Raw genomic sequence first — 15564 nt, 5'->3', positions numbered from 1 at the left:
CCATGGAGTCCAGCGTTAATTAACGTTAACTTACGCCGCCCAGGTTAACGACCGATAACCCGACTGTCTACGATGGACGGCATGCCGAACGTCCCCGCAACTTCTGCGCTCCCACGCCGCGACCAGATCCGCCGGGAGGCCGCACGACTGTTCGCGGCCCGGGGCTTCCTCGGCGTGGGCGTGGACGAGATCGGCAAGGCCGTCGGGATCAGCGGTCCCGGGCTCTACCGCCACTTCGCCGGCAAGGACGCGATGCTCGCCGACCTGCTGATCGGCATCAGCGAGCGCCTGCTGGAGGAGGGGCGCCGCCGGGCGGGCGGTGGCGACGGTCCGGTCGCCGCGCTGGACGCGCTGATCGGCGGCCACGTCGACTTCGCCCTGGACGACCGCGACCTGATCACCCTGCACGACCGCGAGCTGCTGAACCTCAAGGAGGAGGACCGCCGCACGGTCCGCCGGCTCCAGCGCGGCTACGTCGAGCTGTGGGTGGACGTGGTCCGGCAGGCCTACCCGCCGCTTGCCGAGCCCGCCGCCGAGCCGGTGGCGCGCGCCGCCGTGCACGCCGTCTTCGGCCTGATCAACTCGACCCCGCACAGCGTCGGCTCGAACCCCGGCCAGGGCGAGCGGTCCGGCCAGGGCGAGCGGGTCGGTCAGGGTGAGCGGTCCGGCCAGGGCGAGCGGGTCGGTCAGGGTGAGCGGTCCGGTCAGGGTGAGCGGTCCGGTCTGCAGCGCGACGGCATGGCCGCCCTGCTGCACACCCTCGCCCACGGCGCCTTCGCCGCCGCCGCGGACGCGGCCGGCTCGGGCTCGTCGGTGCCCGAGTAGGAGCAGAGCCGTTCCGCCGGGAGCGGCGTCGTTCCGCCGGGCTGCGCCCTTCTCCCGGGCCGCGCGCTTCCCCCCGGGCTGCGCGCGTCCCACCGGGTTTCGCTTCGCGCGGGGCACCGGCCGCTTACGCGCGCGTCCCCGCCCGGAGGCCTAGGCCGAAAGGACTGCGCCGGACCACCCGCGGTCGCTGGGCACTGCACGGGCGGTCGGCGACCCTGGATGCGGGCGGTGGTCGATGCCGGTCGCGCGGATGTTCGATCGGGAATCTCCGCCGGCCGCGCGCTGTTGCCCAGTCCGCCGGACCGGACGATCCGGGCTGCCCCGGCCCGCCCCGAACCCACCCGGGGTCGGAAACGCCGTGGCGGCCACTCGACGAAATGGTTAGCATCCCTAAATATGCCTGAGACTCACGGATCCACGGTGGAGCAATCCCCGAGCGGCCCACCGGCCCCCGGCTCGACGACCCCGGAGGCCACCGTCGGCGAGCGCGCCGCCGGAACGGGCGCCGCCGACGGGCGCACCGAGCCCGCCGGCTGGCTGCGCCGCCTCGTCGGATACAGCTGGCGGTCGCGCCGCAGCCTGCTGCTCGCCTTCGGCGCCTCGCTCCTCGGCATGGCCGTCACCGCGCTGGTGCCGCTGGTCACCAAGCTGATCATCGACGACGTCATCGTCGCCCACACCCGCTCGCTGGCCCCCTGGGCGGTGGTGCTGCTGCTGGCCGCCGTCGTGGTCTTCGGCTGCACCCAGGTCCGCCGCTACTACGGGGGCCAGCTCGCCCTAGACGTGCAGCACGACCTGCGCAGCGACCTGTTCCGGTCGCTCGGCCGGCTCGACGGCCACCGCCAGGACCGGCTGGACACCGGACAGGTGGTCGGGCGGGCGACCTCCGACCTCCAGCTGGTCAACGGCCTGCTCTCGATGGTGCCGATGATGACCGGCTACCTGCTGATGTTCGTCATGTCGCTGATCGTGATGCTCTGGCTGTCCCCGCCGCTCACCCTGGTCGCCCTGGTCATGGCGCCCGCGCTGTGGTGGGTCTCCGTGCTCAGCCGCAAGCGCCTGTTCCCCTCCACCTGGGCAGCCCAGCAGGAGGCGGCCGCCGTCGCGGGCGTGGTGGACGGCGCGATCGGCGGCGTCCGCGTGGTCAAGGGCTTCGGCCAGGAGGCGCAGGAGCTCGACAAGCTGGAGCAGGCGTCCCGCAACCTGTTCGCCGCCCGGCTGCGTTCGATCCGGCTCAACGCCCGCTACAACCCGGCGATGCAGGCGATCCCGGCCCTCGCCCAGGTCGCCGTCCTGGCCTTCGGCGGCTGGCTGGCGGTCGACGGCCAGGTCTCGCTCGGGACCTTCGTCGCCTTCTCGACGTACGTGGCGCAGATGACCGGCCCGGTCCGGATGCTGACCATGATCATCACGGTCGGCCAGCAGGCCCGGGCGGGCGTGGAGCGCGTCCTGCAGCTGATCGACGAGCGCCCGCTGGTCCGGGAACGCCCGGACGCGCTCACCCTGGACCTCACCGCGGACCCCGCCCCGGATCCGGCGCACCACGACACCCCGTCCGGCACCGTCCCGTCCGGCGCCCTCGCGCACGGCACCGTCCCGGTGGGCGACGCCCCGCGGCGGACCACCGTCGGCCCCCGGACCCTCGACGTCGCCCTGGAGTTCGACCAGGTCGAGTTCCGCTACGACCCCGAGCACCCCGCACCCGTGCTGCACGGCCTCAGCCTGAAGCTGGCCCCCGGCGAGACCCTCGCCGTGGTCGGCGCCTCCGGCTCCGGCAAGTCGACGGTGGCCCAGCTGGTGCCCCGCTTCTACGACCCGGCCGCCGGTGCCGTCCGCCTCTACGGCCACGACCTGCGGGACCTCACCCTGGACTCGGTCCGGGCGACGGTCGGCATCGTCCCGGAGGAGAGCTTCCTGTTCTCCGAGTCGGTCCGCACCAACATCGCCTACGGCCGCCCGGACGCCACGGACGAGCAGGTGGTCGCCGCCGCGCGCGCCGCCCAGGCCGACGAGTTCGTCCGTGCGCTCCCGGACGGCTACGAGACCAGGGTCGGCGAGCAGGGCCTGACCCTCTCCGGTGGCCAGCGCCAGCGCATCGCCCTGGCCCGGGCGATCCTCACCGACCCCCGGATCCTGCTGCTGGACGACGCCACCTCGGCGGTGGACCCGCAGGTCGAGGCGGAGATCCACGACGCGCTGCGCTCGGTGATGACCGGCCGCACCACGCTGCTGATCGCCCACCGCCGTTCGACCCTCCAGCTCGCCGACCGGATCGCCGTCCTGGACCACGGCCGCCTGCTGGACCTCGGTACGCACGAGGAACTCGAAGCCCGATGTCCCCAGTACCGGGCGCTGATCACCGACCCCGAGGCGGGTCGTCCGCGGAGCGGGGCACCCGCCGAACCGCAGGCCGATCCGGCCGCCGACGCGACGGCCGCCCGGCACCAGGACTCCCGGCAGCCGTCGGCCGTGCAGGCGCCCGACCGGACACCCTCCGACCGGAAGCCGTCCGACCGGAAGCCGTCCGCCGAGCAGCCGACCGCTCCCACCACCCCCGGGCTCCCCAGCCCCGAGCTCCCCACCCCCGCCCTGTCCAAGGCCGCCCGCACCGCGGACCCCGACCTGCTGGACAAGGTCGCCGCCCTCCCGCCCGCCGCCGACACCCCGGCCGTCGCCCGCCCCGAGGCCGAGGCCGGCGACCCGGACTTCAGCCTGAGCCGCCTGCTGCGCCCCTTCCGCACTCCGCTGCTCATCGCCCTGCTGCTGGTCGCCCTGGACGCGGCGGCCGGCCTGGTCCTGCCGGTGCTGATTCGGCACGGCATCGACGAGGGCGTCCGCAAGGGCCTGATGTCCGGTGTCGCGGTGGCCGCGCTCACCGCGCTGGTCGTGGTGCTGCTGGACTGGCTGGTGCAGGGTGCCGAGAACCGGGTCAGCGGCCGCACCGGTGAGCGCGTCCTCTACACGCTCCGGCTGAAGATCTTCGCCCACCTCAACCGGCTCGGCCTGGACTACTACGAGCGCGAGCTGACCGGCCGGATCATGACCCGGATGACCACGGACCTGGACTCGCTGACGTCCTTCCTGCAGACCGGCATGGTCACCGCCGTGGTCAGCCTGCTGACCTTCGCCGGGATCTTCGCCGCCCTGCTGATCATCGACGCCGGCCTGGCCCTGGTGGTCTTCGCGGTACTGCCGCTGCTGGTGATCGCCACGCTGGTGTTCCGCAGGAAGTCCAAGGACCAGTACGAGCGCTCCCGCGACCTGATCAGCGTCGTCAACGCCGACCTCCAGGAGAACGTGGCCGGCATGCGGATCGTGCAGGCGTTCCGCCGCCTGGACACCAACACCGACCGCTTCGTGGCGCGCGGCATCGCGTACCGCGAGGCCCGGGTCCGCGCGCAGCTGTACATCTCGCTGTACTTCCCGTTCGTCCAGTTCCTCTCCAGCGTGGCCGCCGCACTGGTGCTGATCGTCGGCGCCGCCCGGGTCGACGCCGGAACGCTGACGGTCGGCGCGCTGGTCGCATACCTGCTCTACATCGACCTGTTCTTCGCACCGGTCAACCAGCTGTCCCAGGTCTTCGACGGCTACCAGCAGGCCTCCGTGGGCCTCGGCCGGATCCGCGAGCTGCTGCGCACGCCGACGACCACGGCCCCGGCGGCCGACCCGGTCCCGGTGCCCAAGGGGCTGCGCGGCGAGATCGACTTCGAGGGAGTCGGCTTCGCCTACAACGGCGGAGCGGACGGCGCCCCGAAGGTGCTGGCCGACGTGAACCTGCACATCCCGGCCGGGCAGACGGTGGCGCTGGTCGGTGAGACCGGCGCCGGGAAGTCGACGCTGGTGAAGCTGGTGGCCCGGTTCTACGACGCGACCGAGGGCACCGTCCGGGTGGACGGGGTCGACCTCACCCGCTACGACCTGGCGCAGTACCGCCACCGTCTGGGCGTGGTGCCGCAGGAGGCCTACCTGTTCGCCGGTACGGTCCGCGAGGCCATCGCGTACGGCCGGCCGGGCGCCTCGGCCGAGGAGGTGGAGGCGGCGGCCCGGGCGGTGGGCGCGCACGACATGATCGTCCGGCTCTCGGGCGGCTACGACCACGAGGTGGCCGGCCGCGGCCGCAACCTCTCGGCGGGTCAGCGCCAGCTGATCGCGCTGGCCCGGGCCGAACTGGTCGACCCGGACGTCCTGTTGCTCGACGAGGCCACCGCGGCGCTCGACCTCGCCACCGAGGCGGCGGTCAACCACGCCGCGGACCGGCTCAGCGGCGGTCGGACCACGCTGGTCATCGCCCACCGCCTGACCACCGCCGAGCGCGCCGACCGGGTGATCGTGCTGGACCACGGACGGGTGGTCGAGGACGGCACCCACACCGAACTGCTCGCCCTGGACGGTACCTACGCCCGGCTCTGGCAGGCGTTCATCGCGGACGGCCACCCGGCCGCCGAGACCGTCGCCGCCGGGTAGCCCCCGGGCCGCTCCCCGGACGGGCCCGGTCCGGGGAGCGCCCTGCCCGCGATCCGCCGGGCGGCCCGCCGGGCGCGACCCATCGGGGGAGACCGTCACACATGCCCGTCACACGAGGCCCGTCACGAGGCCCGTCACGAGACCCGTCACGAGGCCCGTCACGCGAGACCCGTCACGAGGCCCGTCAGGCGGTGATCAGCGAGGTCAGCAGCCCCGAGGGGTCGATTCCGCGCGGCAGGTCGCTCACCTGTCCGTCCCCGACCTCGACCACCCGCCAGCCGGAGCCGTCGGCCCGGCGGGCGAGGTCGGTGGTGACGAAGCGGCAGCCGAGCCTCCGGACCAGCGCCCGGACCTCGGTGAGGTCGGGCTCGACGTTCCGGCGCGGGGCGTCCGGATGCGGCCCGACCAGGATCGGCCGGCCGTCCAGCCACCACACCCGCGCCTCCACGGCCCGCCCGCCCGCACCTGGTTCGTCCCCCTTGCCACCGTCGGAGCCGCGGGAGCCGCCGGCGCCCTCAGCACCCCCGGAACCGCCGGCGCCCTCAGCGCCGTCGGCGTGCTCGAACTCCTCGTAGCGCCGCAGCACCACCCCGCCGGCCAGGAACTCGCCCTGCAGCTCGACGAACCGCCGCACCACCCGCCCGACGGCCGGCAGGTCGGCCAACTCCGGTACGTAGCAGGCCTCGTGCCACTCGTGCTTGCGGGACTTCACGTAGTCCTTGACGATCGCCGGGCCGCTCCCGCCGATTCGGGCCACGGCTGCCGACAGCTCCTGTGGCCCGGGCGCCACCGGTCCGTCCGACGGGATCCAGGCACTCGCCGGCGTCGCCCCCTCGAACACGCCGTACCAGCCGGGCAGTTCATGCGCGGCCGCGTAACCGGGCGCGCTGGTCAGCAGGTTGCCGCCGCGTGCCGTGAGCGCGGCGGCGAAGTCGGCGTACCGGGCGGAGGGGAGCATCCACCCCCGGTACCAGAGCGGTCCGCTGTCCCGCGGCACCCGCCGGACCGCCTCCGGGGCCCGTCCGGTGAGCAGCGCGTCGTGGTCGACGAGGTGGTGCTCGCCACCCAACTCCCGCAGCAGCCTGGCTTCCCACGCGAAGTGCGGATCGGGCCGGCGCGGGTTGAGCGGATCGACGGGGAAGATGATCGCGGGTACGGGCATGGCCGTCAGGGTACGGCGAACGGGCAGGTCCGGCGCCCGCGCCAGGCGGTTCGGAAGCCGGAAGGACCCGAAGGACCCCAGGGATGTGAAGGCCCCCGCCGACCAGCTGCCCCCCGAGGACTCGACGGGCTCGAAGTACTCGAAGGCCGGACGGAGCGACGCATCCGCTCGACGTTCCGGAGGCCCGCTGCGAGAGTGATCCGATGCGAAACCCGATGCGCAATCTGCTGCGCCCCCACAAGCGCGTGCCGCGACAGGCCGCCCGCACGGTGGTCCTGGACGAGGACGGCTCGGTGTTCCTGCTCCGTTCGGACAACGACGAGGTCGGCGTCCACTGGACGATGCCGGGTGGCGGACTGGAGGCGGGCGAGTCCCCGTGGGAGGGGGCCCGGCGCGAGCTGTGGGAGGAGACCGGCTGGACCGACCTCGAACCCGGCCCGCTGCTCTGCACCTGGGAACACGACTTCACCTGGCACGGCACCCCGGTGCGCCAGCACGAGCACATCTACCTCACCGGTGGACCGCACCGCGGCCCGGTCGGTGACGTCAGCGCGGTGCACGCCGTCGACCGGATCCTCGACTGGCGCTGGTGGACCCCGGCCGACCTCGCCGACGAGAACGCCGACGCACTGTGGCCGCCCCGGCTTCCGGAGCTGCTGGACGCCGTCCGCCGGGGCTGGGCCGTGGACGGCAACCCGCCGGTGCCCGTCGACCTCGGGTACGTCCCGAACGCCCCGGCGGTCCGCTGACCGTCGACCGGCAGCGGCCCACCCCCCTTGCCCACCCCGCGGGGGCCGGCGGTACCCGTCCGGCGGTGTCGGGGGCGGGGGTCGCCAGGCGTCGGCGCGTGCTGTCAGGGCCGCCCGCGGCGTCGGCCCCGCGTGCCGGGACCGGTCTCCCAGCCGTGCAGTTCCAGCTCCCGGTCGTGCAGCGCGCTCGGGTTCATCAGCACCGTCAGCCGGGCGCCCGCGAGTTGCTCGTAGCCGAGACCGGTCGCGGCCAGCAGCTGCTCGGTCGGCACCGAGACGGCGATGGCGGGGCGCCAGGAGGGCAGCACCACCAGGCTGGTGCCGCGGCCGACCCGGATCGGCTCGGCCGCCACCCGGACCGGCGCCCGCTCCTCCGGCCGACCGACGGGCTCGGGCAGACCGGGGTTCCCACCGATCAGGATGCCGAGCTGCGGTTCGGTGTGCGGCGCCTCGGCGTGGAGGGCACCGCCGTCCAGGGGTGCCGCGGTCGTGGCACCGGCCCCCGGCACCACCTGATCCGCCACCGCCCCCGCCGTACCGCCGAGTTCGCCCGTCCGTGCGGCAGCACCCGGGAGGCCCGCCCCGGCGGGGCCGGCCGCGGCCGTCTCCCGTGCGGTCGCCTCCTGCCCGTCCGGTGTGGCCTGCGGGTGCATCCGGCGCAGTCGGCGCGAGGGCGACGGCCGCAGGGGCCCGAAGGCCCGCAGCTCCTCGCGCACCGAACGCTGCGCCGGTACGGACGGGATGCCCTCCGGCGCGACGACCGACGGGAAGCGCACGAACCCGACCTCGGCCTCGGCCTCGACGTCAGCCCCGGCCTCTGCCCCGGTGCCGCCGCTGCTCCCGGCTCCGCCGTCGGCCTCCTCCTTCTCCTCCTCGCCGAGCATCGCCCGGACCTCCGCGACCGGCCGACGGCACGCGGCCGCCAGCTCGGCGACCGAGCGACCCTCGGTCCGTGCGGCCCGCAGCCGTTCGGCGAACGCCGCCCGCAGGCGTGCCGTCGTCGGGTCGCCGTCCACCACGGACGGGTCCGGCACGGAGACCGTCGCGGGGAGGGCGAGCGCGTCCGCGTCGTCCCGGCTGCGCGGCTGCGGCACCGAGTCGTGGCGGGGCGAGGGGGCCCGGCGGATCACGCCGTCGGTGGACCCGGGCGCGACCGTGCCCGTCTCGACCGCGGTCGCGATCGAGCACATCGGGCCGGCCGCGGCGGCCGGCCCGGGTACGGCGGGCGGGGGTGCGGATCCGGCGCTCTCCCCGGGCGGGCCGGGCAGGCGCGGATCGGTTGCGGCGAGGTGGGGCGAGGTCATCGGCGGGCCCTTCGGGGGACGGTCCCGACGATCCTCCCGCACCGCGCGACCAGCTCCAAGCGTCCGACCCGGCGGTGTGCGTGCGACCACCGCACGACCACGCGAGGGCATCCGGAAGGACCCGTGGGAGGACCAGCCCGGGGGCATCCGGAAGGACCCGCGCGAGGACCAGCCCGAGGACCCCCGCGAGGACCAGCCCGAGGACCCCCGCGAGGACTCCCGGCAGATCGCCGCCGCGCCGCCGCCCGCGCCGCCGCCCGTGCCGACGGTGCCCGGTCAACTGCCGGGCGCGACGAACCCCTTGAGGTCGGCGAGGACCGCGTTCGCCGCCATGACGCCGAGCCCGAGGAACCAGGTCTCGTCCGAAACCGGGCGGGCCTGCCCGGACTTGACCGCTCCGAGGGTCTTCCAGAGCGCGCCGCCCAGCACCGTGTCCTGGTTGGTCGAGCTGGGGCTGCCGTACACGCCGTAGAAGATCCAGTCGGCGTCGGCCTTGTCGATCTGCTCCGGGCCGACCTCCACCGCGAGCTCCTTGACCTGCTCGATCGCGGGCTGCGGCAGCGGAACGTCAGTGAGGACGGTGCCGATGAAGGAGAGTTCGGCGTAGAGCCGGGTGCGGCCCGGCATGAAGCGCAGGGGTGTGATGGTGGGCCGCTTGTCGCCGAGCCCGGCGCCGATCGCGGTGGCCGCCGCGCGGTAGGCGTCGAGCTGCGCCCCGGCCTCGGCCTCCAGGCCGAACGTGCTCGCGTTGAGCAGGAAGTTCTGCTTCCAGGGGTAGCCGGGGCGGAGCGAGAAGACGGTCGGTGCGATCTTGGACAGCTGTGCGTACTGGTCCTGGGCGCGCAGCCGGCTGCCGAGGATCAGGTCCGGCTTGAGCGCGGCGATCGCCTCCAGGTTGAGGCTGTTGATGGTGCCGACGGCGGCGGGGCTGCCGGCCTTGTCCTTGAGGTAGGACGGCAGGGACTTGGAAGCGTCGGCGTGGACGACGCCGACCGGCTGGATGCCGAGCGAGACGACGTTGTCGAGCTCGCCGGTGTCCAGCACCACGACCCGGGTGGGCCTGGCCGGGATGACGGTCTCGGCCATCGCGTGCTTGACGGTCCGCGGGTAGACGCCGGGTGCGGCGTCGGTGCCGAAGCCCTTCATCTTCTCGATGACGGTGGCGTAGTCGTCGCCGCCCTGCTTGACCGACTTCTGGTCGGGCGCGGAGCCGCCACCCGGGGCCGATCCGCCGGAGCCGTCGGAGCCGGCCGAACCACCGGAGCCGCCCGAGCTGCCGCAGGCGGCGAGCAGGCCGCCGAGGCCGAGCACCGCCCCGCCGGCGATCCCGGCCCTGAGGAACCTGCGGCGGTCGGGGGTACGGGGGGCGGAGGCCAGATCGTCGGAGGTGGGGGCCACGCGACGCTCCTTCACGGGTCGGAACGGGGAGATCGAACTTAGGTGAGGCTAACCTATATCGATCTGGACCGTGCGCTACCGCGAGAGGGACTCGGAGGGGGGAGTCAAGAGCGGAAAAGTCATCGTAAGTGCATAAAATCACCAAGAGTTGGTCTATTCAACATTCCGTGTCCGCACTTAGAGTGCGCTGGTGTTTGATCAGCAGCTCTCAGAGCACACGAGTAGCGGCCGGGCAACGGCGCCCGGCGCTCCGCAGGGTGCCCCGGTCAGTGGCACCAGTGGTGGAGTCCCCGACCCGGGGACGGCCGGGGGAGCGGGGGACAAGGGTCTACGGGGCGGTTCCGTGGGCCTGCTGGGCAGTGTGGTGCTGGGCGTCTCGACGGTCGCCCCGGTCTACTGCCTGACCGCGACGCTCGGCCCGACCGTCACCGCAGTCGGCGTCCGGATGCCCGCGGTCTTCCTGGCCGGCTTCCTGCCGATGCTGCTCGTCGCGTTCGCCTACAAGGAGCTGAACAAGGACTTCCCGGACTGCGGAACGTCCTTCACCTGGACCGCCAAGGCCTTCGGCCCCCGAGTCGGCTGGATGGCGGGCTGGGGGCTGACCGTCGCGACGATCATCGTGCTCTCCAACCTGGCCGGGGTGGCGACCGAATTCCTCTACCTGATGCTCGGCGAGATGACCGGCAGCGGCTGGGTCGCCGATCTCGACCGGAACACGGCCGTCCACCTGCTCACCGTCGTCCTGCTGATAGCCGGTGCCACCGCGATGAGCTACCGGGGGATGACCGCCACCAAGTGGTTCCAGTACGGCCTGGTCGGGCTCCAGCTGGCGGTGCTGCTGCTGTTCGCGGCGATCGCCGTCGGCAAGGCCGCCGCCGGTGACCTGCCCGACTCGATCGGCTTCTCCTTCTCCTGGCTCGACCCGCTCCAGGTCGGCTCGTTCAGCGCGTTCACCGCCGGACTGTCGCTGTCGATCTTCATGTACTGGGGTTGGGACACCTGCCTCACCATGAACGAGGAGACCCTCGGGAGCGCCAAGACCCCCGGCCGCGCCGCGATGATCTCCATGGTCACCCTGGTCGGCTCGTACCTGCTGGTCGCGATCGCCGCCCAGATGTTCGCCGGCGTCGGCACCACCGGCACCGGTCTGGGCAACCCGGAGACCGCCGATAACGTCTTCGCCGCGCTGGCCCGCCCGGTGCTCGGTTCGCCGTGGAGCATCCTGCTCTTCCTGGCCGTGGTCGCCAGCGCAGCCGCCAGCCTGCAGACCACCTTCATCCCAGTGGCCCGCACCCTGCTCGCGATGAGTGCCTACCGCGCCGTGCCGCCGCGCTTCGGCGCCGTCCACCCGCGCTTCCGCACCCCCGGCTACGCCACCGTGGCGGCCGGCAGCGCCACCGCCGTCTTCTACGTCGGCATGAGCCTGATCAGCGAGAACGTCGTCGAGGACACCATCCTGGCGCTCGGCCTGATGATCTGCTCCTACTACGCGCTGACCGCCTTCGCCTGCGTCTGGTACTTCCGCCGCTCGCTGCGCACCAGCCCGCGCGACCTGCTGCTCAAGGGCATCGCCCCGCTCCTCGGCGGCCTGCTGCTGAGCGGGGTCTTCCTCCAGACCCTCACCGACGCCTGGGCCCCCGACTACGGCAGCGGAGCCGTCCTCGGCGTCGGCTCGGTGTTCGTCATCGGCGTCGGCATCCTGCTGCTCGGCGCACTGCTGATGACCTGCTACGGCCTGGTACGGCCGGAGTTCTTCCGCGGCGAGACCCTGCGCAAGGAAACTCCCGCGCTGGTGATGGAGGACTGACGCTACGCTTGGGCGCATGAAGCGCTTCGTGGGCCTGTGCTGGTGGCCGTCCTAGGACGGCCACCAGCACTCGCCTGACCAGGGCCCGTCCGGGATGGACGGCCCTTTTGCGTTTCCCCCGCTCTCCCGCGGGACGGGCCCCTCGCCCCGGACGGCCGCCACACCGCCGCACCGAGGAGAACCCGTGACCACCGAGACCGCCGCCCCGCCCGTCACGTCCGCCGCCGCGCTCGGCACTGCAGCCGCCGAGACCGGCCTGATCGACGACCCGACCGCCCACCGCGTCCTCACCGGGGACCGCCCCACCGGCCCGCTCCACCTCGGCCACTACTTCGGCACCCTGCGCAACCGCGTCCGACTGCAGGACCAAGGCGTCGAGATGTTCGTCGTGGTCGCCGACTACCAGGTCATCACCGACCGCGACCTCGCCGACCGGCTCGCCGAGCACACCGAGAACCTCGTCCTCGACTACCTCGCGGCCGGCCTCGACCCCGAGCGGTCCACGATCTTCGCGCACAGCGCCGTTCCCGCCCTCAACCAGCTGCTGCTGCCCTTCCTCAGCCTGGTCAGCGTCGCCGAACTGAACCGGAACCCCACCGTCAAGGACGAGATCGCCCACTCCCGCCAGTCCGCGGTGAGCGGGCTGATGTTCACCTACCCCGTCCACCAGGCCGCCGACATCCTCTTCTGCAAGGCCGACCTCGTCCCGGTCGGTCAGGACCAGCTGCCCCATCTCGAAGTCGCCCGCACCGTCGCCCGCCGCTTCAACGAGCGCTACCCGCACGCCGACGGCAGCGCCGTCTTCCCCCGCCCGCAGGCCCTGCTCTCCGACGCCCCGATGCTGCTCGGCACCGACGGCGGAAAGATGAGCAAGAGCCGGGGCAACGCCGTCGCCCTGGGCGCCACCGAGGACGAGACCGCCCGGATCATCCGCGGCGCCAGGACCGACGCCGACCGCCGCATCGGCTACGACCCGGTCGACCGCCCCGAGGTGTCCAGCCTCGTCCTGCTCGCCGCGCTCTGCCAGGACCGTGCCCCCGAGGCCGTCGCCGAGGAGATCGGGGACGGCGGCGCCGCCGCGCTCAAGCGCGTCGCCACCGAGTCCGTCAACGAGTACCTCCGGCCGCTGCGCGCCCGCCGCGCCGAGCTCGCCGCCGACCGCGGACACCTCCGGCAGGTCCTGCGCGACGGCGCCGAGCGGGCCAGTGCCGTCGCCGACGCCACCCTGCGGGAGGTCCGGGAGGTGATGGGCGCCGTGATCTGAAGAGCCCTCACCCCGGCGGGCCCGCACGCCGCGGACGTCCGCGCCCGGACGCCGTCCGTCGGGTCCCGTCCTTACGCCCCCCGTCCTTCGGGCACCGCCCCTCGGACATCGGCCGGTCACCGCGGGGGCATATCGTCACCGGGCGGCCGCAACCACACCGCGGCCGCCCGTCCCCCGCTCCCGCGCCCGAAAGGCGGCCCGGCCCATGGACCAGCACCCGACCACACCCGGCCAGGGGCTGACCCGTCCGCCGCACCTGCGCCCCGGCGACCACATCGCCGTCGTCGCCACCAGCGGCCCGATCGAACCCGAACGCCTCACCACCGGCTGCGCGATCCTCCGCTCCTGGGGGCTGCGCGTCACCGTCGCCCCGCACGTCCTCGACACCCACCCCGCCCTCGGCTACCTCGCCGGCACCGACGCGGACCGTGCCGCCGACCTCCAGAGCGCCTGGCTCGACCCCACCGTCGACGCCGTCATCTGCGCCCGCGGCGGCTACGGGGTGCACCGGATGGTCGACCTGCTCGACTGGACGGCGATGCGTGCCGCCGCACCCAAGCCCTTCATCGGCTTCAGCGACGTCAGCTCCCTGCACGAGGCCTTCGCCCGGCACCTGGGCCTCGTCACCTTCTACGGGCCGCTGGCCGCGGGCGCCTCCTTCATCTCCGACGGTCCCACCGCCGAGCACCTGCGCCGCACCCTCTTCGACCCCGCCGCCACCACGGTCCTCACCTCGGCCACCGCCGGCCCGCTCGTCCCCGGCCGCGCCCGCGGCGTCACCGCCGGAGGATGCGTCCACGTCCTCGCCGCCGAGCGCGGCACACCGGCGGCCCGTCCCTCCTACGAGGGCAGCATCCTGGTGCTCGAAGACGTCAACGAGCACCCGTACCAGCTGGACCGCCTCCTCACCCAGTTCCTGCGCTCCGGTGCCCTCGACGGCGTGGCCGGCATCGCCCTCGGCTCCTGGGAAGGCTGCGGACGGCCCGAGCGGGTCCGCGAGGTGATGCTCGACCGGCTCGGCGGGCTCGGCGTACCGGTGCTCTGGGAGCTGGGCTTCGGCCACTGCCCGTCCACCCTGACCGTTCCGCTGGGCGTCCCCGCCCTGCTCGACGCCGACGCCGGCACGCTCACCCTCGACGCGCCCGCGCTGGCCGAGCGGGCGGCCTGAGCATCCGGTCGTCGAAGGCCCATGTCGTCGGAGGCCGGGGGTCGAAAGACGGGTCGTCGAAGGCCCGGTTCCTCGGGCCCCAGGTGAGTAAGGTGCGGCCATGAACGAGGACCGCCTCACCACCCTTGCCCTCGGCTTCCTCCGCGGCCCGGGCAGCAACGCCCGCACGATCCTCGGACTTGCCGGCCCGCCCGGTGCCGGCAAGTCCACCCTGGCCCGCCACCTGGTCGCCGAGATCGAGCACGCCGAAGGACCGGGCACCGCCGCCTACGTCCCGCTCGACGGCTTCCACCTCTCCGGGGCCCAGCTCGACCGCCTGGGCCTGGCCCACCGGAAGGGCGCCCCGGCCACCTTCGACGCCCACGGCTACGTCGCCCTGCTGCGCCGCATCGCCGCCGACCGCTTCCAGGACATCTACGTCCCGGACTTCGACCGCACCCTGGACGAACCGGTCGCCGCCCGCCACGTGGTCCGCCCGCACACCCGCCTCGTCATCACCGAGGGCAACTACCTCGCGTCCGCCGACACCCCGTGGCCGGACGCCCGCCGCCTGCTGCGCGAACTCTGGTACGTCCACGCCGACGACACCGTCCGCGAGGAGCGGCTCCTCGGCCGCCACCGCGCCGGCGGTCGCGACGAGGCCGGCGCACGGCATTGGGTCACCGGCAACGACCACCCCAACGGTGAGTACGTGAAGCCCGGGCAGGCGCTCTGCACCCGGACCGTCTCCGGGACGGGCGGGTTTGCCTTCGAGGCCGGACAGGCGTAGTGTTTCCTAGTCGCTCGGCAGGGAGCACCGGACACGCATCGGCGCGGACGGTCCCGGGGCGGCCAATCCTCTGAAACACCACTTCCCAGGTTCGGGCTGGGTTGCGTTCGCATTTCTGCGTCGCGGCTCGGTTCTTATTCGGCGTGTTCGTTTTATCGGATTGCGGTCGATTCGCCTTTCGGGGCAGGGATCGGCTAGAGTTTGAAACGTCGGACGGGGCGTCAAGCCCCGGAAGACACCGGCGAGTTGGATGAACGAAGCCCCGGAAACGGAGCGGAAAACATCTGATAAGCTGGAAACACGAAAGAACGAAGCCCGGAGGGTCCGCTGGAAGGCGGTCCGAAGGAAGCGTCCGTTCCTTGAGAACTCAACAGCGTGCCAAAAGTCAACGCCAGATATGTTGACATCCCCGGCCTCGATCGTTTGATCGGGGTTGGAGATTCCTTTTGAAATAAACACTAGCGAGGACGCAGTGCGCGGGGCCGCCCTATTCCGGTGGTTGCCGTGCCGCTCAACGCGGGTGTCGACCGGCGCTCTTAAATGGGTACTGCCGGGAAAGCATTCACGGAGAGTTTGATCCTGGCTCAGGACGAACGCTGGCGGCGTGCTTAACACATGCAAGTCGAACGGTGAAGCCCTTCGGGGTGGATCAGT

The 15564-nt window shown here is 73.1% G+C and carries 10 protein-coding genes and 1 rRNA gene; 8 read left to right on the top strand and 3 right to left on the bottom strand.

Annotation, left to right across the window (positions count from 1 at the left end; all coding sequences use genetic code 11):
* The first annotated feature begins 81 nt into the window (after window positions 1–81).
* Together ACIGG8_RS28090 and ACIGG8_RS28085 are read left to right on the top strand one after the other, a co-directional pair.
* The gene (locus ACIGG8_RS28090; RefSeq protein WP_396551594.1) at window positions 82–825 is read left to right on the top strand and encodes a TetR family transcriptional regulator; all 744 of its coding nucleotides are present in this window, start codon (window positions 82–84) and stop codon (window positions 823–825) included.
* Between the two features lie 396 nt (window positions 826–1221).
* Complete coding sequence (locus ACIGG8_RS28085; RefSeq protein WP_396551593.1) at window positions 1222–5289, top strand: ABC transporter transmembrane domain-containing protein; 4068 nt, start codon at window positions 1222–1224, stop codon at window positions 5287–5289.
* A gap of 184 nt (window positions 5290–5473) precedes the next feature.
* Here ACIGG8_RS28085 and ACIGG8_RS28080 read toward each other — a convergent pair whose 3' ends face one another.
* Entirely contained in the window at window positions 5474–6451 is a 978-nt protein-coding gene (locus ACIGG8_RS28080; protein WP_396551592.1) for an ATP-grasp domain-containing protein, read from the bottom strand.
* A gap of 203 nt (window positions 6452–6654) precedes the next feature.
* Here ACIGG8_RS28080 and ACIGG8_RS28075 point away from each other — a divergent pair, with 203 nt between their 5' ends.
* Entirely contained in the window at window positions 6655–7200 is a 546-nt protein-coding gene (locus ACIGG8_RS28075; protein ID WP_350526618.1) for an NUDIX domain-containing protein, read from the top strand.
* A 104-nt stretch (window positions 7201–7304) separates the two neighbouring features.
* Here ACIGG8_RS28075 and ACIGG8_RS28070 read toward each other — a convergent pair whose 3' ends face one another.
* Both ACIGG8_RS28070 and ACIGG8_RS28065 read right to left on the bottom strand, forming a co-directional pair.
* Entirely contained in the window at window positions 7305–8504 is a 1200-nt protein-coding gene (locus ACIGG8_RS28070) for a hypothetical protein (RefSeq protein WP_396551591.1), read from the bottom strand.
* Window positions 8505–8780: 276 nt separating this feature from the next.
* Window positions 8781–9830 carry an ABC transporter substrate-binding protein gene (locus ACIGG8_RS28065; protein WP_396551665.1) on the bottom strand — a complete coding sequence of 350 codons (1050 nt, stop codon included), beginning with the start codon at window positions 9828–9830 and terminating at the stop codon, window positions 8781–8783.
* A 415-nt stretch (window positions 9831–10245) separates the two neighbouring features.
* Between ACIGG8_RS28065 and ACIGG8_RS28060 the strand changes: the two genes are divergently transcribed.
* From ACIGG8_RS28060 to ACIGG8_RS28040, 5 genes are all read left to right on the top strand, one after another.
* Window positions 10246–11709, top strand: coding sequence for an APC family permease (locus tag ACIGG8_RS28060; RefSeq protein WP_396551590.1), 1464 nt, complete (start codon window positions 10246–10248; stop codon window positions 11707–11709).
* Window positions 11710–11893: 184 nt separating this feature from the next.
* On the top strand, window positions 11894–12973 hold the full coding sequence (gene trpS, locus ACIGG8_RS28055; protein ID WP_396551589.1) for a tryptophan--tRNA ligase: 1080 nt from the start codon (window positions 11894–11896) through the stop codon (window positions 12971–12973).
* A gap of 205 nt (window positions 12974–13178) precedes the next feature.
* On the top strand, window positions 13179–14141 hold the full coding sequence (locus tag ACIGG8_RS28050) for an LD-carboxypeptidase (protein ID WP_396551588.1): 963 nt from the start codon (window positions 13179–13181) through the stop codon (window positions 14139–14141).
* A 100-nt stretch (window positions 14142–14241) separates the two neighbouring features.
* The gene (locus ACIGG8_RS28045) at window positions 14242–14910 is read left to right on the top strand and encodes a nucleoside/nucleotide kinase family protein (protein WP_396551587.1); all 669 of its coding nucleotides are present in this window, start codon (window positions 14242–14244) and stop codon (window positions 14908–14910) included.
* A 561-nt stretch (window positions 14911–15471) separates the two neighbouring features.
* Window positions 15472–15564, top strand: a 16S ribosomal RNA gene (locus tag ACIGG8_RS28040); the annotation flags it as partial.

Source organism: Kitasatospora sp. NPDC085464, assembly GCF_044541955.1.
Taxonomy (GTDB): Bacteria; Actinomycetota; Actinomycetes; order Streptomycetales; family Streptomycetaceae; genus Kitasatospora.
This window is presented reverse-complemented; position numbering and strand designations above follow the sequence as displayed.